This is a genomic window from Kitasatospora sp. NPDC048365, assembly GCF_043200835.1.
Lineage (GTDB): Bacteria > Actinomycetota > Actinomycetes > Streptomycetales > Streptomycetaceae > Kitasatospora > Kitasatospora terrestris.
The window spans coordinates 90,447-109,242 of sequence record NZ_JBICYJ010000013.1; the positions used below are offsets into that span (position 1 = coordinate 90,447).

General features: G+C 73.1%; 15 protein-coding genes. 11 read left to right on the plus strand and 4 right to left on the minus strand.

Going from position 1 to position 18,796, the window contains the following annotated elements; all coding sequences use genetic code 11:
* Positions 1 to 36 precede the first annotated feature (36 nt).
* Positions 37 to 666, minus strand: a complete 630-nt coding sequence (locus ACGFX4_RS15935) for a TetR family transcriptional regulator (protein ID WP_393073830.1) — start codon at positions 664 to 666, stop codon at positions 37 to 39.
* 148 nt (positions 667 to 814) lie between these two features.
* Here ACGFX4_RS15935 and ACGFX4_RS15940 point away from each other — a divergent pair, with 148 nt between their 5' ends.
* The 6 genes from ACGFX4_RS15940 to ACGFX4_RS15965 all read left to right on the plus strand — a co-directional run bounded on the left by ACGFX4_RS15940 (position 815) and on the right by ACGFX4_RS15965 (position 7,451).
* A complete protein-coding gene (locus ACGFX4_RS15940) occupies positions 815 to 2,425 on the plus strand; it encodes a bifunctional 3-(3-hydroxy-phenyl)propionate/3-hydroxycinnamic acid hydroxylase (protein WP_393073833.1) in 1,611 nt (536 codons plus the stop codon).
* Positions 2,422 to 3,297, plus strand: a complete 876-nt coding sequence (locus tag ACGFX4_RS15945) for an alpha/beta fold hydrolase (RefSeq protein ID WP_393073836.1) — start codon at positions 2,422 to 2,424, stop codon at positions 3,295 to 3,297. The genes ACGFX4_RS15940 and ACGFX4_RS15945 overlap by 4 nt, the downstream gene beginning before the upstream one ends.
* A complete protein-coding gene (locus tag ACGFX4_RS15950; protein ID WP_393073839.1) occupies positions 3,294 to 4,307 on the plus strand; it encodes a VOC family protein in 1,014 nt (337 codons plus the stop codon). Before ACGFX4_RS15945 ends, ACGFX4_RS15950 begins: the two co-directional genes overlap by 4 nt.
* Before the next feature lie 114 nt (positions 4,308 to 4,421).
* Entirely contained in the window at positions 4,422 to 5,156 is a 735-nt protein-coding gene (locus tag ACGFX4_RS15955; protein WP_393073842.1) for a DUF2993 domain-containing protein, read from the plus strand.
* Positions 5,153 to 6,697, plus strand: a complete 1,545-nt coding sequence (locus ACGFX4_RS15960; RefSeq protein ID WP_393073845.1) for an MFS transporter — start codon at positions 5,153 to 5,155, stop codon at positions 6,695 to 6,697. Before ACGFX4_RS15955 ends, ACGFX4_RS15960 begins: the two co-directional genes overlap by 4 nt.
* Positions 6,698 to 6,770: 73 nt before the next feature.
* Entirely contained in the window at positions 6,771 to 7,451 is a 681-nt protein-coding gene (locus ACGFX4_RS15965) for an alpha/beta hydrolase (protein ID WP_393073848.1), read from the plus strand.
* A 644-nt stretch (positions 7,452 to 8,095) separates the two neighbouring features.
* On the opposite strand, the gene ACGFX4_RS15970 is transcribed toward ACGFX4_RS15965, so the two are convergent.
* Entirely contained in the window at positions 8,096 to 9,373 is a 1,278-nt protein-coding gene (locus ACGFX4_RS15970; protein ID WP_393073851.1) for an MFS transporter, read from the minus strand.
* A 243-nt stretch (positions 9,374 to 9,616) separates the two neighbouring features.
* On the opposite strand from ACGFX4_RS15970, the gene ACGFX4_RS15975 reads away from it, so the two are divergent.
* The 3 genes from ACGFX4_RS15975 (at position 9,617) to ACGFX4_RS15985 (ending at position 13,131) form a co-directional block, all read left to right on the plus strand.
* Positions 9,617 to 11,575: a prolyl oligopeptidase family serine peptidase gene (locus ACGFX4_RS15975; RefSeq protein WP_393073854.1), complete on the plus strand. Its 1,959-nt coding sequence runs from the start codon at positions 9,617 to 9,619 to the stop codon at positions 11,573 to 11,575.
* The gene (locus ACGFX4_RS15980; RefSeq protein ID WP_393073857.1) at positions 11,572 to 11,736 is read left to right on the plus strand and encodes a hypothetical protein; all 165 of its coding nucleotides are present in this window, start codon (positions 11,572 to 11,574) and stop codon (positions 11,734 to 11,736) included. Before ACGFX4_RS15975 ends, ACGFX4_RS15980 begins: the two co-directional genes overlap by 4 nt.
* A 96-nt stretch (positions 11,737 to 11,832) precedes the next feature.
* Entirely contained in the window at positions 11,833 to 13,131 is a 1,299-nt protein-coding gene (locus ACGFX4_RS15985; protein ID WP_393073860.1) for a cytochrome P450, read from the plus strand.
* Between the two features lie 229 nt (positions 13,132 to 13,360).
* On the opposite strand, the gene ACGFX4_RS15990 is transcribed toward ACGFX4_RS15985, so the two are convergent.
* On the minus strand, positions 13,361 to 13,567 hold the full coding sequence (locus ACGFX4_RS15990) for a hypothetical protein (protein WP_393073863.1): 207 nt from the start codon (positions 13,565 to 13,567) through the stop codon (positions 13,361 to 13,363).
* Between the two features lie 250 nt (positions 13,568 to 13,817).
* Here ACGFX4_RS15990 and ACGFX4_RS15995 point away from each other — a divergent pair, with 250 nt between their 5' ends.
* Entirely contained in the window at positions 13,818 to 15,443 is a 1,626-nt protein-coding gene (locus tag ACGFX4_RS15995) for an SMI1/KNR4 family protein (RefSeq protein WP_393073866.1), read from the plus strand.
* 176 nt (positions 15,444 to 15,619) lie between these two features.
* Here the strand turns inward: ACGFX4_RS15995 and ACGFX4_RS16000 are convergent, their stop codons facing one another.
* Positions 15,620 to 17,170 (minus strand): hypothetical protein, encoded by a 1,551-nt coding sequence (locus ACGFX4_RS16000; protein WP_393073869.1) that lies wholly within the window; start codon positions 17,168 to 17,170, stop codon positions 15,620 to 15,622.
* 1,272 nt (positions 17,171 to 18,442) lie between these two features.
* Between ACGFX4_RS16000 and ACGFX4_RS16005 the strand changes: the two genes are divergently transcribed.
* Positions 18,443 to 18,724 (plus strand): hypothetical protein, encoded by a 282-nt coding sequence (locus ACGFX4_RS16005; protein WP_393073872.1) that lies wholly within the window; start codon positions 18,443 to 18,445, stop codon positions 18,722 to 18,724.
* Positions 18,725 to 18,796: the final 72 nt, after the last annotated feature.

Below are 18,796 nucleotides of genomic sequence, written 5' to 3' on the forward strand. Positions count from 1 at the left end.
CCGCGGCCCCACAGGTGCGTCGGGCCGGGGGAGGGGTCAGGCGTGGGCCTGCGCCATGCGGAGCCCCGCCTCGTACACGAGCTCCGCGTGCAGGCGGAACAGCCTCGTCAGGTCGACGCTGTCGCCGTTGATCTGACGCTGGACGAACAGGCCGTCGGCGCCGGCGATCGCGTAGGTGGTGAGTGTCTCCACGTCGTCCTCCTCCAGGCTGGGGAGGAGCAGGTGGATCACCTCGGCGACCTTCTGCCGGGCGACGGCCCGGGCCTCCAGGAACTGGGTGCGTCCCCGGGGTTCGGTGGGGCGCTGCTCCAGGGCGAGCATGAGGCCCAGGCGCAGGAAGTCCGGTTCGTCGAGGAGGGAGCGCGCCACGTTGGCCGCCATGGCGGTGACGCGTTCGAGCGGCGTGCCGATGGACTCGTCGGGCAGTTCGACGGCCGACAGCCAGGTCTCGAAGCTCCGCTCGATGACCGCGGCGATCAGGTCGTCCTTGTCCTTGAAGTGCCAGTAGATGGAGCTGGCGGGCAGCCCGCAGCGTGCCTTGACCGCGGCGATGGACGTGCCCTCGTACCCGCGTTCGCCCGCGATCTCGACGGCGGCGTCGAGGATCCGCCGGCGGGACTCCACCCCGTTGGCGCGCTGCCTGCGCTCGGCCTGTGGCTTGGTCATGGCGGGGCCCTTTCGCTGAATCGGGACCTTGACCGTCCCGCGGGACCACCCTACCGTAGCAATCATTCCAATTGGAGTGATCGTTACAGTAAGGATCGCGGCGGGCGCCGCCAGGAGCCGCGCCGCACGAGCGACAGCGAGGAAACCGATGGACCGACCCGAGGCCGAAGACGGCACGTACGACGTGGCGGTGATCGGATACGGGCCCACGGGCGTGACCGCCGCCAACCTCCTCGGAGGGGCGGGACTGAAGGTCCTCGTCGTGGAACGCGACGCCGGGATCTACTCCCGGGCCCGGGCGATCTCCACCGACGAGGAGGTCATCCGGATCTGGCAGCGCATCGGGCTGGCCGACCGCCTGAAGCAGGACATGCTCGCCGAACGGCCGATCGACTTCGTCGACGCCCGCGGCCGGACCTTCATCAGCGCGAACCCCGCCCCCCGCGGCCACGGGCACCCGCCGCAGATGTTCATCTACCAGCCCGCCCTCGAACAGGTCCTGCGCGACGGCGTCGACCGCTACCCGAACGTGGAGGTGCTGCTGAACCACGAGTGCCTGCAACTGCGTCAGGACGCCACCGGCGTCGACCTCACCCTGCTCGCCACCGCCGACGACGACGTACGACGCGTGCGGGCCCGGTACGCGATCGCCGCCGACGGCGGCTCCAGCCTCACCCGCGCCCAGCTCAACGTGGGCTACGAGGGCCGGACCTACGAGGACCGCTGGCTGGTCGTCGACACCCGGATGCTCAAGCCCTGGCCCGACCACGACCGGCTGCGCTTCCGCTGCGACCCCGCCCGGCCCGCCGTCGACTGCCCCACACCGCTCGGCCACCACCGCTGGGAGTTCCCGATCCTCCCCGGCGACGACGAGCAGCACCTCACCACCGAGGACGCGATCCACGCCCTGGTCGCCCGCTACGGGATCGGCCGGGACAGCGTGAAGATCCTCCGCGCCACCGTCTACAGCCACCACGTCCGCTTCGCCGCCAGATTCCGGGTCGGACGGGTGTTCCTCGCCGGCGACGCCGCGCACGCGATGCCGCCGTGGATCGGCCAGGGCATGGCCGCGGGAGTCCGCGACGCGGCGAACCTGTGCTGGAAACTCGCCTCCGTCCTGCGCGGCGAACTCCCCGAGACGGTCCTCGACACCTACGAGACCGAGCGCAAACCGCACGTCAAGGAGGTCACCCGCCGCGCCGTGTTCGTCGGCCGGATCATCACCGAGCGCAGACTCCCGGTGGCCCGGATCCGCGACACGGCCCTGCGGGCCCTGCGCCCCTCGTGGGCCCTCACCGGCCGGATGGTCGACGCCAACTGGATACCCGTCGCGCGCTACGCGCACGGATTCCAGGCCCGCACCCGCACCGGGGCCACCGGCCGCCAGATCCCCCAGCCCTGGGTCACCGCGCCCGACGGCTCACGGGTCCGCCTGGACGACGTCCTCGACGGCCGGTGGATCCTCCTGCACACCGGACCCCCCGCACCCGAGCCCGCCTGGGAGCGCGCCGGAGTCCCGACCCTGACCGTCCTGCCGCCCGGCTCGCACCCGGCCGAGGGCGCGGTCGTCGACGCCGACGGAGTGCTGCACGCCTGGCTCGCCCGGCACCGGGCCGCCACGCTCGCGCTCCGCCCGGACGCCTACGTCTACACCTCCGCCGCCCCCGGAGCCCGACTCCAGCCGCCGCCCGGCGGACTGGCCGCCCGACCCGCCCGACCCACCACCCCCGCCGCGACCGCCGGCCGAGGAGCGCCATGACCACGTACACCGACCTTCCGACGATGCAGGAGTCCGTCCTCGACGTCGCCGGCAAGAAGATCTTCACCGCGCAGACCGGCGACGGCCCGCCCGTCCTGCTGCTGCACGGCGGCGGCCCCGGCGCCTCCGGAGTCTCCAACTACGCCAGGAACATCGGCGCCCTCGCCCGGGAGTACCGGGTCATCGTCCCCGACCTGCCCGGCTACGGGCGCAGCACCAAGGGCGTCGACGGCGACGACCCGTTCGGCTACCTCGCCGACACCGTCCGCGGCCTGCTCGACCGACTCGGCCTCGACAGGGCCCACTTCGTCGGCAACTCGTACGGCGGGGCCTGCGCACTGCGGCTCGCCCTAGACACGCCGGAGCGGGTCGACCGCATGGTCCTGATGGGCCCCGGCGGCGTCGGCACCACCCGCCGGCCCGTCCCCACCCCCGGCCTCAACAGCCTGCTGAACTACTACACCGGCGAAGGCCCGACCAGGCCCAAGCTGGAGAAGTTCATCCGCACCTACCTGGTCTTCAACGCCGCCGACGTGCCCGACGGCATCATCGACGCACGCTACCGGGACAGCATCGACCCCGAGGTCGTCGCCGCCCCGCCGCTGCGCCGGCCGTCCGGGCCCCACGCGCTGCGCACCCTGTGGAGGATGGACTTCACCCGCGACCCGCGCCTGTCCCGGCTGCCCGTGCCGACCCTCGTGCTGTGGGGCGCGGCGGACCGGGTGAACCGCCCGTCCGGCGGCCGGATGCTGGCCGAACGCATGCCCAACTGCGACCTCTACCAGGTGGCCAACACCGGGCACTGGGTCCAGTTCGAACGCGCCGAGCTCTTCAACCGGCTCTGCGGGGACTTCCTGGCGGGCCGCCGATGAACACCACGGCGAGCGCCTCCGTGTTCGGCGCGGTCCACCTCGGCTACATCGTCATCGAGACCGACCGCTTCGGCGACTGGCGCCGCTTCGGCGCCGACGCCATCGGCATGCACCACGACGACCTCGACACCGGCCTGATGCGCTTCCGCCTCGACGACCAGGAATGCCGCTTCCTGCTCCGGCGCGGCCCGGCCGAGGACGTCGTCGCCACGGGCTGGCACGTCGACGACCACGCGACCTTCGAGCGGATCGAAGCCCGCGTCCGCGCCCGCGGCGTGCCCGTCCGGCAGGGCACCGCCGACGAGGCCAGGACACGCGGCGTCGAGCGCCTGCTGCGCTTCCCCGGCCCCAAGGGCATCACCCAGGAGATCTACACCACGCCCAGCACCTCCCCGGACGCGCTGCGGATGCTCGCCTCCGGCTGGGTCACCGGCGACGCGGGCCTCGGCCACGTCGCGATCACCTCGGCCAGGCCCACCCTGATGCGCGGTTACTTCGACACCGTCTTCGACGCGCGGCTGACCGACTACATCGACGAGACGATCAGCGGCGTCAAGCTCAAGATCCGCTTCCTGCGGGTGAACGAGCGACACCACTCGATCGCGATCGCCGCCGTACGGGGCCTGCCCATCGACCCGGTCCGCACCCGCGTCCAGCACCTCAACATCCAGGCCGCGGGCCTCGACGACCTTGCCCGGAGCTACCAGCGCGTCCACGAGCTCGGCTTCGACATGGCGCTGTCCGTCGGCCAGCACACCAACGACAAGGAGCTCTCCTACTACGCCCGCACCCCCTCGGGCTTCGAGTGGGAGGTCGGCTGGAACCCGGTCGTCGTCGACGAGGCCACCTGGCAGCCCAGCACCCACCGGGGCATCAGCATCTGGGGCCACACGCCGGTCGGCCAGACCATCATCGACAAGCTCGACCAGTTCCGCCTCGGCGCCCGCTCCCTCGCCCGGCCGGAGAAGACCGTCCCGGCCCTCAGCGGCGCCGGTATCCCGGACGACTGACCCCCCGCTCCGCGGTCGCTTCGATCGCGTCCGGCGCAGCGCGCATGTCATACTGATGACATCATCAGAATCGATTGAACAATCACCACCCCGGTCGCGGCCCAGGAGGACCCCGTGCCCCTCACCCCCCTCGCGGCGCTGCGCCGCCGCCCCCTCCTCGCCGCCGCCGGCGCGGCCGCGGTCCTCGCCCTCGCCGGAACCGCGGTCGACGCCGCGGTCGCCGCGTACGCCGAGCACCGCACCGCCGCCGCCTTCCAGGCGGCGACCCGCACCGCCCACGCACCCGCGGTCACCATCGACGGCTTCCCGGCGACCGGCCAGGTCGTCCGCGGCCGACTGGACCGCGTCGACATCACCGCCGCCGCCATCCCGGCCGACCCGGACGAGGGGCGCCTGCCCATCACCCGCCTCGACCTCGAACTCACCGGCCTGCGGCAGGCCGGTGACGAGAAGGCCGCCCACTCGGACACCGCGAAGGCGAACGCCTTCCTGTCCTACGCCGACCTCTCGGACGCGCTCGGCGTCGGCATCACCGCCGGCGACCGGCCCGGATACGTCGACGCCCGGGTCCTGCTGCCGCTGGTCGGCGCCGGCACCGTCACCGCGAAGGTCGACGCGGGCGCCGACAACACCATCGTGTTCACCGACCTGCACGTCGCATCCGGCGGGCTGCCCGACGCCGGGATGCGGCTGCTGGAGCGGCTCTTCGACCGGCCGATCCCCCTGCGCAACCTCCCGCAGGGCCTGCACCTCGACTCCCTGCAGACGTCCGACACCGGCCTGAGCGCCCAACTCGCCGGCCACGACGTCACCTTCCGCACCGACACGCCCCTGGACGTTCCGTCATGACCACAACCCCGCACACCCCCGTCCGCCCCGCCGAGGAGATCGCAGTCGGCCGCGCCGGCCACCGCGGCGTCCTGTTCGCCATGTGCCTGGCGCTCGTGCTCGTCGTCGCCTCCGTCTCGGCCCTCAACCTCGCGATGCCGACCCTGGCCGTCGACCTCTCCGCCTCCAACGCCTCGCTCACCTGGATCGCCGACGCCTACACCGTCGCCCTGGCCGCCCTGGTGCTGCCGCTCGGCGCGATCGGCGACCGCCTCGGCCGACGCCACGTGCTGGTCGCGGGCACGCTGGTCTTCGGCGGCGCCGCACTCGCCGCCTCCCTCGCCGACACGACCGGCCACCTGATCGTCTGGCGCGTCGTCATGGGCATCGGCGCGGCCATGATCATGCCCGGCACGCTCTCCACCATCACCGCGGCGTTCCCGGCGCACCAGCGCGCCAAGGGCGTGGCCGTCTGGTCCGGATTCGCCGCGGCCGGCGCCATCATCGGCATGCTCGCCGCCGGAGCGCTGCTCGAACAGTTCAGCTGGCGGTCCATCTTCGTCGCCAGCGCCGTCACCGCCCTGGCCGCCGGCGCCGTTGCCCTGGCCCTCGCCCCCAACACCAAGGACCCCCACCCCCACCGGCCCGACGTGATCGGCGCGATCTGCACCGCGACCGCCATCGGCTGCCTGGTGTTCGCCATCATCGAGGGCAACGAACAGGGCTGGTCCGAGCCCCCGGTGATCGCCGCCCTGGTCGTCACCGCACTGGGCTTCGCCGCCTACGCGTTCTTCGGGCTGCGCAACGACCAGCCGCTCCTGGATCCGCACCTGTTCGGCGTCCGCGGCTTCCGCGCCGGAGCCGTCACCGTCCTGGTCCAGTTCATGGCCGTCTTCGGCTTCTTCTTCGTCGGCCTGCAGTACCTGCAGCTCATCCTCGACTACAGCCCGCTGAAAGCCGCCGTCGCCCTGGTCCCCGTCGCCGTCGTCGTCCTGCCGACCTCCCGGATCACCCCCCGCCTGGTCACCCGGATCGGCATGAAGGCCGTCATGGTGACCGGCCTGACCCTGCTCGGCGGCGGCCTGTTCGCCATCTTCCGCATCCACGCGGACTCCGGCTACCTGCCGTTCCTCGGCGGGCTCGTCCTGTGCGGCCTGGGCATCGGACTCACCGGCGCGGTCGGCACCGCCGCCATCACCGGCTCCCTCGGCCGCGGTCAGCAGGGCGTCGCCTCCGCCATGAACGACACCACCCGCGAGGTCGGCTCGGCCATCGGCATCGCCCTGATGGGCTCCGTCTACGGCAACCACTACCGCAACGCCCTGCCCCCGACGATCGACCGACTCCCGCCCCAGGCAGCCCAGTCCGTACGGGACTCCGCCGCCGCCGGCCTTCAGGTCGCCCACCAGGCAGGCCCCCAGGGCCCGGCCCTCACCCAGGCCGTCAAGGACGCCTTCATGAGCGGCCTGTCCGCCTCCCTGGTCGTCGTCACCGTCATCGTGCTCGCCGCCGCCCTCGGCTGCCTCCTGCGCGCACCCCGACAGGCCCCGAACAGCGACTGACCCGGCCGGCGGTGTGTCAGGGTGGCACGGCAGGTGGACGCTTCCGTCCGCCCGACGAAAGGTGCTGGCGACCATGGCCGCGTACGTGCTGATTCCCGGTGCCGCGTCGGGCCCGTGGTACTGGCACCGGGTGGAGGCCGAGCTGCGACGGCGGGGCCACGACGTGGCGGCGGTGGACCTGCCGTGCGAGGACGACTCGGCCGGGCTGGCCGAGTACGCCGCCACCGTGGTCGACGCGATCGGCGACCGCACCGGCGTGGTCCTGGTGGCGCACTCCTTCGGTGGGTTCACCGCCCCGCTGGTGTGCGACCGGGTGCCGGTGGACCTCCTGGTGATGGTGCAGGCGCAGATCCCGGCACCGGGCGAGAGCCCGGCCCAGTGGACGGCCAACACCGGCTACGAGCAGGCCAGACGCGAGCAGGACGAGCGCGACGGCCGGGCCCCGGGCGACGACGACACCGACCTGTTCTTCAACGACACCCCGCCTGACCTCGTCGCGCAGGCGCAGCAGCACGCGCGTGGGCAGTCGGCCACCCCGTTCACGGAACCGTGGCCGCTGGCCGCGTGGCCGGACGTGCCCACGAAGTTCGTGCTGGCCCGGGACGACCGGTTCTTCCCCGCCGCGTACATGCGCCGGATCGTCCGGGAACGCCTGGGGATCACGCCCGACGAACTGCCGGGCGACCACTGCCTCATGCTCGGACACCCCACCGAGCTCGCCGACCGGCTGGAGGCGTACCGCACCCGGGCGTGACGGCCGCCCCCGTCCCGGCCCTCCGGCCTGGTGCCGGCCGTGGAGGCGCCGGGTGGCCCGGTCCGATCGCCGCACGGTGGGCCCCGTCGCTCGGCTCGCCCGGACCCCCGCTGCTGTGCAGGTCGTCGCTGCCCGCACCGCCGTTTCTGTCAGCACCTCCGAGGCCCTGCACGCCCTGATCAGCGCCGACCAGGAGACGGCGGAACTCACCGAGCCCGCGCTGCGCGCACTCACCGAACCGCTCGGCATCCGGCACCTCGTCCGGACCCCACGACTCTCTCGGCCAGGACGGCACCACTGCCACCGACCGCTCCGCAGGCCCGTCATCGGCCGCCTGGCCTTCTCGGGACCCGCAGCTACTTCCGCGTCTCGAGTCGGGTCCCCTCCCCCCGGGCGAAGTTCCCCGACCGGCTCCACACCTACCGCGCCGACAGCGCCCGGCCCGGGTCACGACGAAGCCCGGTAGCCGTAGCCGCTCGCGCGAGGAGGCCGCCGCCGGGGACGGCGGCGGCCTCCGGATCCGCCGCATCGAGCTGCGCGAGGCCACCGCGGCCGGCTCGGACGCGGAGTACCGCGAGGAGGACTTCCGGCGAACTCCGCCGCCGCGTGACCCTCGCCCACCGGGGTCTTCTCGGAAGACCGGGTCAGTCCGGGTCCCCGGTGGCCCGGAGGCGGCGCAGGGCCAGGATCAGGTTGCCGCTGCCGAACGTCGCGAGCGCGGCGACGCCCCACAGGGTCGCCGCGACACCGGCCCGGTCCAGCACGGCGCCCGCGGCCAGGAAGCCCAGCGGCCCGGTCAGAGTGCTGATCGTGACCACGGCCTGCAACACCTTGGGCCCGAAGCCGTCCGGCAGCCGGGCGGAGAGCAGTCCCATCAGCGGCGCGTTCGCCAGGGGCGCGGCGGCCGACGACAGGCCGACGGCGGCGGCGAGCACGCCGGCCGGCACGGGCACCAGGAGCGTCCACAGGGGCAGAGCGACGCAGACCAGGGCCGTACAGGCGAGTCGTACGGGGGCGACCCGTGTCGCCAGCACATAGGCGGCCACCGCGCCCACCAGGCCACCGGCGCCATCGGTGGCGATCAGCAGGCCGCCGACCCTGGCGTCCCCCTCGAACCGGGTGAACGCCAGCACCGGCATGGTGATCATCAGGGTTCGCAGCATCAGCCCGAACACCACGGTGGACAGCATCGCCCGGCTCAGGAACCAGTCGCCGCACAGGTGCCGCACCCCCGCCCACAGGCCGCGGGGCCCGGCCGCGGACCCTCCGGCCCCGGCACCCCCTGCCGGGACGCGGCGCAGCAGCAGCAAGCCGGAGAAGGCGAACGAGGCCGCGTCCAGCCACACCACGGATGTGGTCCCCACCAGTGGGATCAGCGCGCCCGCGAGCGCCGGTCCGGCGAACGCCGAGCCGTTCGTCACTCCTGCCAGCGCGCTGTTGGCGCGGGCCAGAGAGCGGGCGTGGGGGCTCAGCAGTTCCATCGCCAGCACCCGCTGTGCCGCGTGGTACGGAACGGCCAGCGCCCCGAGCGCCACGACGATCGCCACGAGGACGGCCAGATTGAGCGCGCCCAGGGTCTGCAGCAGCGGGATCAGCGCCACCACGGGAGCGCGGGCGAGATCGGAGACGACCATGGTCCGGCGGGCGCCCAGGCGCTGGATGACCTCTCCGCCCGCGAAGCCGAGCAGTGCCATGGGCAGCACCTGGGCCGCGAAGACCAGGCCCGCCCGGGTGGCCGAGCCGGTGGTCTCCAGCACCAGCCAGGGCAGCGCGAGCATGGTCATCTGGGTGCCCAACGCGGTCACCGCGCCGGCGACATAGACCGCCGTCAGCGCACGGCTCGGCCTGCTGCTCGCTGTGCCGTTCGGCGCTCGGCCGGGTGGGACGGGGGCTGCGCTGGGCCGGGTCGCCGCGATCGTCATCGGGTCGCCCCTTTCTCCTCGGTGGGTCCGGGCCATGTGGTCGCCCCCGCACCCTGTCGCCCGCCCACCGTCCGGTGCCAGGGAAGAAAGCGCAGCGGCACCGGCAGTAGCTCACTGTCGGTGCCGCTGCGCTTTCTTCTCTGCCACGCAGCCCGCCCGTCCGGCAGTGTGATGGCTGTCGGAGGCCACCACAGCCGAGGCCACCGGCGGCGGAAGCGGACACCAGCGAAGGGAGGGACGGCGATGAGCGGCGATATCGGACCGGCGGTGCACGTCCCGTCCTTCGCCGCCCGTGACGGGCGGCGAGCGGTCGAGACCCGGTATGTGGACGGTCTCCCGCAGATCGTGGCCTGGGATCCGACGACGGATCAACGCCGCCGGGCGACCACCGCACCGCTGGGTGTGGAGACCGCCGCCATCGAGCCGGACGGCCACGGCCTGTGGTGGTTCGACGCCGCTCCCGGCGGTCAGGGCCGCTGGCTGCGCGGGCCGTTCGAGGGCGGCCACCCGCGCCCGGCGCTCGACGGCGTGCCCGCCGGGCGGATGCACGGCCTGGCCTTCGACCCCCGCAGCGGCCTCGCCGCCGTCGGCGTCGGGGTCGGGGACTGCTCGCGGTACTACGTCGGCCGGCCGGGCGAGCGCGCCCGCCTGGTGGCCGAGGAGCCCGGCTATGCGGCAGTGGTGGGCCTGGCCCCCGGCGGCCGGCTGCTGGCCACCGCGGGGTGCCCGGCCGGACCGGCCGCGGTCCGGCTGTGGTCACCGGCCTCCGGCGTCCTCGTGGATGCCATCCCCGGCACAGCGGGGGACGGCGACGGCGGCGCGGTGTGGGCGCTGGGCTTCCGCCCGGACCTCACCACCGCACGGCCGGAACTGCTGCTCGTCCTCGAACGCGCGGGCCGCTACACCCTGGCCTTCTGGCGGCAGGGCGAGGGGATCCGTACGCACGGTCCCGGCTCCGCGCTCGACTTCGACACGGAGATCACCGCCTGCTGGTACGGGCCCGGCCGCACGGCGCTGGTCCAGCAGGACCGGGCGGGACGCAGCCGCCTGCTGCGCGCCGACCTCGACCGCGGTACGACGACGGTGCTTCCCACGCCCGAGGGCACGATCATCGACTTCTCCTGCGCACCCGACCGCACGGTCCACTGCCTGTGGAGCCGCGACGGCGAACTGCCCCGGCCACTGATCTGCCACCCGGAAAGCCCGGAAGGCCCGGAAGGCTCGGAAAATGCGGAGCACCCGGAACCCCCGGATCGTCCCGACCGCTCCGACCGCTCCGGCCGCTCCGGCCGCTCCACGACGGCGTCACGCGGCACGGCGCCCGGCGGAACGACCGGATCCGGGCGCCGCGAGCTGTGGACACGTCGGCCGTACGGACAGATCCACAGCTTTGTGGCCACCCCGCCCGGCCGCAGGGCGGGCCACCGCCCCTGGCCGACGGTCTTCCTCGTCCACGGCGGGCCCCACACCCACGACCGGGACGCCTATGACACCCGGACCGAGGCCCTGGTCCAGGCCGGGTTCGCCGTGGTGCGCACCAACTACCGCGGCTCGACGGGCTACGGCCCCCGCTGGCGGGACGACTTCGGCCACCGGGTCGGTCTCGCCCAGCTCGAAGACCTCGCCGCGGTGCGCGGCCACCTCATCGACGCGGGAGTCTCGGAGCCGGGCCGTACCGGCCTGTGCGGCTACTCCTGGGGCGGCTATCTGACGCTGCTGGCGATGGGCGTCCAGCCCCGGCTGTGGGACGTGGGGCTGGCCGTCGTCCCGGTGGCCGACTACACGGCGGCGTACCGGGCGACGACGCCCGCGCTGCGGGAGGTCGACGACCGCCTCTTCGGCGGCACCCCCGAGCAGGTGCCAGACCGTTATCGCGCGGCCTGCCCGATGACCTATGTGGGCAGTGTACGCGGCCCGCTCTTCCTCGCCGCCTCGGCGGACGACGAGAAGTGCCCACCGGAACAGATCGAGCGCTATCTCGCCGCGCTGCGGCGCCGCGACGTCCCGCATCAGGTCCAGTGGCTCGGCGGCGGACACGACGTGGGCCGCGACCCGGCCGGACACGCCGCCGCGTGGGCCGCCATGGTGCGCTACGCCGACGACGCGCTGCGCGCCTCCCCCAGAACCGCCGACCGCCGCGACAGCGGACGGACCGGCTCGCACCACCCCGTCCATCACACCGAAGAAAGGTCAATCCCATGAAGCGTCACGGACTGCGCGTCGACCCCATCAGCGCCACCGAGCGGGAGCGCGGACTCATCATTCCGCCGGCCGGGTCCTCCCTGAACAAGGCGGTCCCGGTCCGGCCGAACGGCCCGGCACGGAGCTGCCCCACCCGCACGGAGGAGAACACGGAGAAGTAGTCGCCTCTGCAGTGAGCCCGAACAGCGCCGTAGCGGGGTGCCATGCCCGGCACCCCGCCGCGGCGCCGGCCGCGCCGGTGAGGACAGGAGAACATCATGACCACAGCTACGGCAGCACCCCGGACGAACAGTCCCCGGCCGGAGAAGCACCGGCCGGACAAGCCCGAGACGACGGAACCGCGCCACGACCCGCCGACGTTCCTCAGCGACCCGTACCCGACCCTGGCCAGGATGCGGGAATCGGCCCCGGTCTCCGTGCTGCACAGCGACGGTGGCCTGCGGCTGTGGATCATCCCGCGCTACGCCGATGTCCGGGCCGCGCTCTTCGACCCCCGCTTCGCGCAGGATGTGCGGCGCGCCCAGGCCCTGGCCGACAGCCGGGTCGAGGGCGTCAACCTGGGCGCCGAGATCACCCATATGCTCAGCAGCGATCCGCCCGACCACACCCGCCTCCGCCGCGTGGTCCAGGCGGCGTTCAGCCGCAAGCGGGTCGAGGCGATGCGGCCGATGGTCGAGCGCATCACCCGCGAACTCCTCGACGGGCTGGACGCGGCAGCCGCGCGCCACACGACCCGCACCACCACCGCCACGGTGGACCTGGTACGTGACTTCGCCTTCCCGCTGCCGATCCTCGTCGTCTGCGAACTGCTCGGCTTCCCGCCCGAGGACCGCGACCTCTACCGGGAGTGGTCGACCGCCATCGTCACCCAGGAGGGCGACCACGCGGCGGTCCTGCGAGCCGTCCAGGAGATGGGCTCGTACGTCCTGGCCATCGCCGACCGGCGTATCCGCCGCAATGACCGTCCCGCCGATCTGCTCACCGAGTTGATGGCGGCCCGCGAGCGCGGGGAGCTGACGGACGACGAGATCGTGGGCATGGTCGCCCTGCTGCTGATCGGCGGGCACGAGACCACCGTGAACCTGCTGAGCACCTCGTGCCTCGCACTGCTGCGCGATCCCGGCCAGGCCGCCTGGCTGCGCGCCGATCCCACCCGGATGCCCGGCGCCGTCGATGAGTTTCTGCGCTACGACTCTCCCATCTGTATGGCCACCACCCGCTTCACCACCGAGCCGGTGGACGTCGGCGGGGTGGAGATCCCGCAGGACGAGTTCGTGCTGCTGTCCCTCGGCGCGGCCAACCGCGACCCGGCGCGCTTCCAGGACCCCGACCGCCTCGTCCTCGACCGCCAGGACGCCGGCCATCTCGCCTTCGGCGGTGGCATCCACCGCTGCCTCGGGGCCCTGCTCGGCAAGCTGGAGACCGAGATCGCGCTCACCGCGCTCCTCGCCCGCTTCCCCGGAACGACCCTGGCCTGCCAGGAGCGCGAATTGCGCTGGCGCAACTCGATGATGCTGCGCGGCCTGGAGGCGCTGCCCGTCACCCTGCGCCGCTGACCCCCGCCCTGACCCTGCCGCCCTCCCCGCCTCCCGCACCGTTCCCGGCACCCCTGGACACACGCGGGCGGTCGCGGTCCTCGGCAGCAATCCTCAGCGCACCGTCCGGACATTCCGCATCTTCTGACAGCGCGGATTACCGACTGAGGTGCGTGCTCGTTGGGGCGGGACACGAGGTCACGGAGGGGCCGAGCAAGCCGGTCGGGTTCGCTTGGCCTGTTCGGCAAGCTCAACGGACGAAACCACAGACCTTGGCGGGCGGGCACGGCCTGCCACCGCCGGGGTCATCGGTGAGCGCAATCAGGGAGCACACCGCCACCATCAGCAAAAAGCCGCCCATGGCGGCCCACAGCGCATTGCGGCCCCACCGAGCCGTCATCTTCTCGCGCCGGATGCGGCGAGCCGGGCCGACCGCGTCGTGACGGTCACCCGTCATGATTCCCCAGGATTGCTCACTCTGTGGACATGAGTACCCGGGCTGTCCCAGCTCTGCCCGACGGCATGCGGATCGCCTGGAACAGTTCACCCTGACGCGCCGACGTCAGTAACGGGTGGCCTACGGACGCTCGCCCTCGGATACCGCGCGCGGCCGCCGCTGACTGTCCACACACCGGCGGTGTCACCACCCGAAGCGTCCAAGTGCTCCTCCGCGCACGGGTGACCGTTGTCTGTCGTGGCCCCCTGCGATGATCAGCGGATTGTCGACAGAAGCGGAACAAAACATGGCCGGGTTGATCGAGCAAACCGTCGTGCGTGTGGTGGGGGCAATCGCGGAGAGGGCGCCAGAAGGGTGGACAGAGGCGGTGCTCGAGGGCCACTTCGGTCGCGACATCTCCGGTGAGTACGTTCTCTCCGACGCGACACGGCGGCAGTTCCACGGGGCCCGTGGCCTGGAGGACCTGAGTAACGCGACGGCTGCGGCGGGTGCAGCCCGCGGCTGGGAACGCACCAGGCTGGAAGTACGGTGCCGGCCGTCGGGGGAGTACATGCTCGTCGCGTCCCGCGACGTCGTCTCACGCCTGCGCGGAGAGCGTCCGGGCTTCCTGGCCGTGCTGGATCAGGACTACCGGCTCGTTCCGCCGGGGTACACCGAGGCCGAGGGCACGGCCGGCCCGGCGGGCGACCCGGACCTGGTGCTTGCCCGGCTCCGCGCCTACCTGGAGCGGCGTGCCGAAATCCTGGGACGCTCCGAGACACTGCCGCCGCCCGTGACCGAGGCGGACCTCGCCGACGCGGAGCGCCGCCTCGGCCGACCGCTTCCCGCCGACCTGCGAGCGCTCTACCTGCTCGCCGACGGCAGCGGGGACGACGCATGCGGCCTGTTCGGCAACCTCGGCTGGATGCCGCTCGCCCGGCTCGTCGCCGACAACGCCGACCTGCGGGAACCTGTGTGGACCGGCTGGGAGCACCACTGGGACGCCGTCGTCCTGGACACCTACCCGCCCGGCATGGTCCGGCGTTGCCTCGAGCACCCCGGGTGGCTCCCGTTCGCCACCGCCGACGACGGCAACTACCTGGCGGTCGACATGTCCCCCGCCCGTGCCGGACAGCCCGGACAAGTGATCCAGATCGGGCGCGACTACTACGACGGGCCGCTCTACGTCTGCGACTCCGTCACCTCGCTCCTCGCCCGCTACCTGGACCTGCTGGACCGCGGCGCCTACGAGGTCGAGGAGGACGACGTCGACTACATCGACTTCCTGGAGGGTCCACGTGATTCCGGCTCCAAGCCCGAGTGGCAGTCCGGCGGAATCCCCCGTGTCGTCTCGCCTGATCTCCAGACCGTCCATATCCCGGTCGACGCACCTGTCGGCCCCTTGGACCTCTCCCCGCTCGCCGCTGCACCCCATCTGCGAGAGCTCGGACTCAAGCGCCGCCCTGTCACCGACCTCGCCCCCATTCGGGACCTGCCCATCGAGTCACTGGCCGTCAGTCTCGACGGAGGCGACCTCGCCCCGCTCGAGGGCCACCAGCACCTCGGCTCCCTGGACCTCGCCACCACCACCCCGGCCGACATCACCCCACTGCGTACGGCACCGAATCTGCACGGCCTGAACCTGTGCCAGGCTGTGGTTGAGGACCTGACCGTGCTCGCGGAGTTTCCGAACCTGCGCTACCTGGCCCTCACCGGCAGTCAGTGGGACGTCCTGCTGAACGAGGGGAAAGTCCCGCCTTCCTTGGCTGCCGCCCGCCTGGTCGAAGGCGATGCGACTCTCGCCGATGCGCTGGCCTGGGCGGCGAGGCTCGGCCTGCCCGTCGGGCCGTCGTTCGTCGTCTCCGGGACTCTCGCGTCGGACGGCAGCCCGGGATAGCCGTCACTCTGCCGGCTTCGGACGTCCCGGGTGGAGCTGCGGAGATCGTCAACACCCTGCTGCCGCTGCCCGTCGGCTGCCGACCGGCGCCGGCATCTGGTCGATCACCGTCCGGACATGGCAGCGGAGGTCGAGGCCGGCTCGGCCGGCGTCGGGCGCAATCGCGTCGCTGCGGCTCAGAGGTGGTGGGTGGCCAGGTCGATCAGGCGGTGTGCGACGGCGGCCGGGATCGCGGGGTTGGCGGCCGCGTCCTGGGCCGAGCCCCGGTCGCGGAGCAGGGCGGTGAGTGTGGGGACCGGCAGTTGCGGGTTGCGGATCACGGCTGTGCGGAGCCGGTAGGTGGCGGGTACGGGCAGGCCGCTGGTTTCCTGGGTGGCCCGGAAGTCTGCCTCGGTGGTGGCGAGCAGGCGCAGTGCGGTGGCGGGGGACAGGCGCGGGTCGGCCGCGGCGGGGCCGTGCACCATCGGATCCGGGTCGGTGGCGAGGCGTTCGACGGTCTCGGGGGTGCAGTCGGCGGCGTACAGGGCGAGTCGGCGCCGTTTCGGGTCGGGGTGGTCGGCGAGGCCGTTCAGCGCCTCGCGGGGGAAGTCGGGGCGGTCCAGTACGGACCAGGGGAAGGTCCAGTTCAGGGCGGCCTCCAGCAGCAGTTCGGCGGGCGGTGCCTCGTTGTGGTGGACGACGGCGTACCGCACCGAGGCCGCGGGGTCGCGGGAGAGCAGCTCCAGGACGTCGGGCGGCAGCGTCCGGGCCCCGGCGGCGGCCTTCCGGACGGCCGTGCTCGCGGAGGCAGCGAGCCGGCGCATCGCCACGGGATCGCCGTGCTGGTCCTCGACCCAGTGCATCTGCCAGCCCGGCACGCGAGCGGGCAGGCCGGGCTCGATCTCGGCGCGCAACTCCTCGGGGGCGTCGGGGCGGACCGAGACCCGGGACCGGACGATCGCCTCGGGGTCGCGAGCCAGGACGGCGAGCGTGTCCGGGGTCAGCCGCTCGTTCTCGGCCAGGTAGCGGCGGACCTCCTCGTCGGGGTGGTCGAGCAGGTGTCGCAGGCAGTCCTCGTCGAAGTGCTGGAGGCTCGCCGCGTCCGACTGCTCCTCCTCGTCCAGGGCGTCGAACTCGGCTCGGGACATCGGGAGTTCGTGCCTGGCATGGGTCTCGGCGGCCGCCCGCACCTCCGGGTCGGGATCGGCCGTCAGCAGGGCCCGCGCGTGCGCGTCCAGCCACTCCCAGCCGCGTTCGCACAGCAGCGTCCGGACCTCGGGGTCGGGGTCGGCGGCCAGGGCCGCGGCCACCGGCTCGGGCATGCCGCGGAAGTACAGGGCCCGCAGTCGCACCTTCGGGTCCGGGTCGGCGGCCCAGCCCGCGAAGTCCTGCGCGGTGGGGCGCGGCGCGTGCCAGGAGGCCCGGTACAGCAGGATGTCCCGGCGCCATCCCGCGGGCTCGTCACCGATCAGCCGCACCCACTGCGCGACGCTCATCCCTCGCTGGTGCTCCGCCCATGCCCGGCGGATGCGCCAGTCGGACTGGGCGACGGCGGCGTCGACGACCTCCGGCGGGTGCGTCCGGTCGGAGTACCCCACCAGAATCGGTTCGACCGCGGCCAGCCGCACCCGGACGTCCAGCGCAGGATGCAAGCAGAGTCCGTAGGTCCACGCCCGGGCCATCCCGGTCTGCGCGGCAACCTCCTCGATGCCGTCGAACAGCCCGTCCCACTCTGCGGTTCCCGGCATCCCGGCTTCCTTCCCCCCGACTGCGGACCGTGACACCCTACCCGCTCGCTGCGCAGCCAGGGAGGCCAAGTCATCGCATTCGAGCAGCTGTTGTGCACAGCTTTCCGCGCTCCGAACCACGGCAGCGCCGACTCCGGAGAGTGACCGGAGGGTTGAGGTCGAAGCCAGGCCCGGCCCGGATCGGTCCCAGGGGCCGTTCCCCGGGTCCGCGTCGCCATCCTCGTCGTCCTCGTGCAGGAACCGTGCGGTGCCAGCGCCTCTGAGGCTGACGTCGCTCAGCGGCCAGTTCTCGAACTCGTCGCGCAGCAGCCGGACCAGGAACTCGGCCGTCCCGAGGGGGTGCACCGTCCAGGCCGAGTGCTGCCGAGCCCAGACGGCAACCGGCCAGCGCCCACAGCTCGGCCTCCACGAACGGCCGGCACCCGATCCGCCTGACCACGTTGGACATGTGCCCCTGCGCGCACGCCGTCACCAGTCGCTTGCCGTCGAGCCGCGGATCGGACAGGTGGATCACCGAGGAGTCCGGCACGAGCGCATACAGACGCCGACCAGCCGATCGACCCCGCCGTTCTGCGATGCGTCCTCGAACAGTCGAAGACCGCCCTCGCCTCCGGCGTGACGGTCCGGGGCGACGAGTTTTCGACGGCGTCTGGCTGCGGCTGAGCGCCACCGACCCGGACACCTGCCGCATCGCCGCCGACCGGGCCGCCATCGACAGGGGCCTGTGCAGGCCCGCTGTCCCAGGCCGCAGCCCCGCCCTCGCCGAGGGCGACTCCCTCGCCCACCTCACCCCGACCCGCCGCGAGAGCGAGGGCGCGATTCGCTTCGAACTCGGCGCTACGGGCCGTGGCCCGGCCGGCAGGACCTCGCCGATCGCCTCTGCGACCGGATCCGCCACTGGGACGGGGCCCGGGACGCCCGGCCCACCATCACGCTCCACCCGGCCGGGACGGCGGACGACCAGATCGGCGGCAACCACGTCATCGACAAGCCCAACCTCCGGATGACCATCAGCTACTGACGAAGGACCGAACGGGGACCGGCCGCCGGCCCGGCGGCCGTCGGGCAGGAGCCCACCTCGCGCGGGCCCCTCTGCGCCGGTCGGTGATCGGGAGGCCGGCGGTTACCTGGCCCACCGCCGGGTCCCGCCGACTCCGCGCCGCCCGCGCCCCGCTGACGCGGGATCCCGTCCTGATCTCCGGTCAGAAAATGCCGTCGGTCCGCGGCCCGGTTGACGGCTCGCCGTGCCGCGGCCTGGCAGGATGCGGGACCATGCTCACCGCGTACCGCCACGACACCGTGTCCTGCTCGATCGGCGACTGCCTCGCCACCGAGGTCTCAACACCCGACCTCGTGGTCCACGACGATGAGGGGGACCGGTACGAGGAGACCCGCACCTGGCGGCGCTCGATGTGGGCGAAGGGCTGGCGCTGGGTCGGCAACCGCGCCTCCTGCCCCAGCTGTCCTCCCCTCGTCGTCGAGAGCCTGCAAGGCCGACACCTGCCGGGGCCCGCGCCCCGGACCGTCCCGGCCCCCGCCGTCGAAGGAGCCTGAACCACCGGGCCACGCCCATCGCCTCGCGAAGCAGGCCCGCCCGCCGGCGCCCGGCGAAGTGACACCGAACCT

Bases quoted from the DNA above. Each gene is read 5' to 3' on its own strand.
- ACGFX4_RS15935 (WP_393073830.1), bottom strand. From the start codon at position 666: ATGACCAAGCCACAGGCCGAGCGCAGGCAGCGCGCCAACGGGGTGGAG.
- ACGFX4_RS15940 (WP_393073833.1), top strand. From the start codon at position 815: ATGGACCGACCCGAGGCCGAAGACGGCACGTACGACGTGGCGGTGATC.
- ACGFX4_RS15945 (WP_393073836.1), top strand. From the start codon at position 2,422: ATGACCACGTACACCGACCTTCCGACGATGCAGGAGTCCGTCCTCGAC.
- ACGFX4_RS15950 (WP_393073839.1), top strand. From the start codon at position 3,294: ATGAACACCACGGCGAGCGCCTCCGTGTTCGGCGCGGTCCACCTCGGC.
- ACGFX4_RS15960 (WP_393073845.1), top strand. From the start codon at position 5,153: ATGACCACAACCCCGCACACCCCCGTCCGCCCCGCCGAGGAGATCGCA.
- ACGFX4_RS15965 (WP_393073848.1), top strand. From the start codon at position 6,771: ATGGCCGCGTACGTGCTGATTCCCGGTGCCGCGTCGGGCCCGTGGTAC.
- ACGFX4_RS15970 (WP_393073851.1), bottom strand. From the start codon at position 9,373: ATGACGATCGCGGCGACCCGGCCCAGCGCAGCCCCCGTCCCACCCGGC.
- ACGFX4_RS15975 (WP_393073854.1), top strand. From the start codon at position 9,617: ATGAGCGGCGATATCGGACCGGCGGTGCACGTCCCGTCCTTCGCCGCC.
- ACGFX4_RS15980 (WP_393073857.1), top strand. From the start codon at position 11,572: ATGAAGCGTCACGGACTGCGCGTCGACCCCATCAGCGCCACCGAGCGG.
- ACGFX4_RS15985 (WP_393073860.1), top strand. From the start codon at position 11,833: ATGACCACAGCTACGGCAGCACCCCGGACGAACAGTCCCCGGCCGGAG.
- ACGFX4_RS15990 (WP_393073863.1), bottom strand. From the start codon at position 13,567: ATGACGGGTGACCGTCACGACGCGGTCGGCCCGGCTCGCCGCATCCGG.
- ACGFX4_RS15995 (WP_393073866.1), top strand. From the start codon at position 13,818: ATGATCAGCGGATTGTCGACAGAAGCGGAACAAAACATGGCCGGGTTG.
- ACGFX4_RS16000 (WP_393073869.1), bottom strand. From the start codon at position 17,170: ATGCCGGGAACCGCAGAGTGGGACGGGCTGTTCGACGGCATCGAGGAG.
- ACGFX4_RS16005 (WP_393073872.1), top strand. From the start codon at position 18,443: ATGCTCACCGCGTACCGCCACGACACCGTGTCCTGCTCGATCGGCGAC.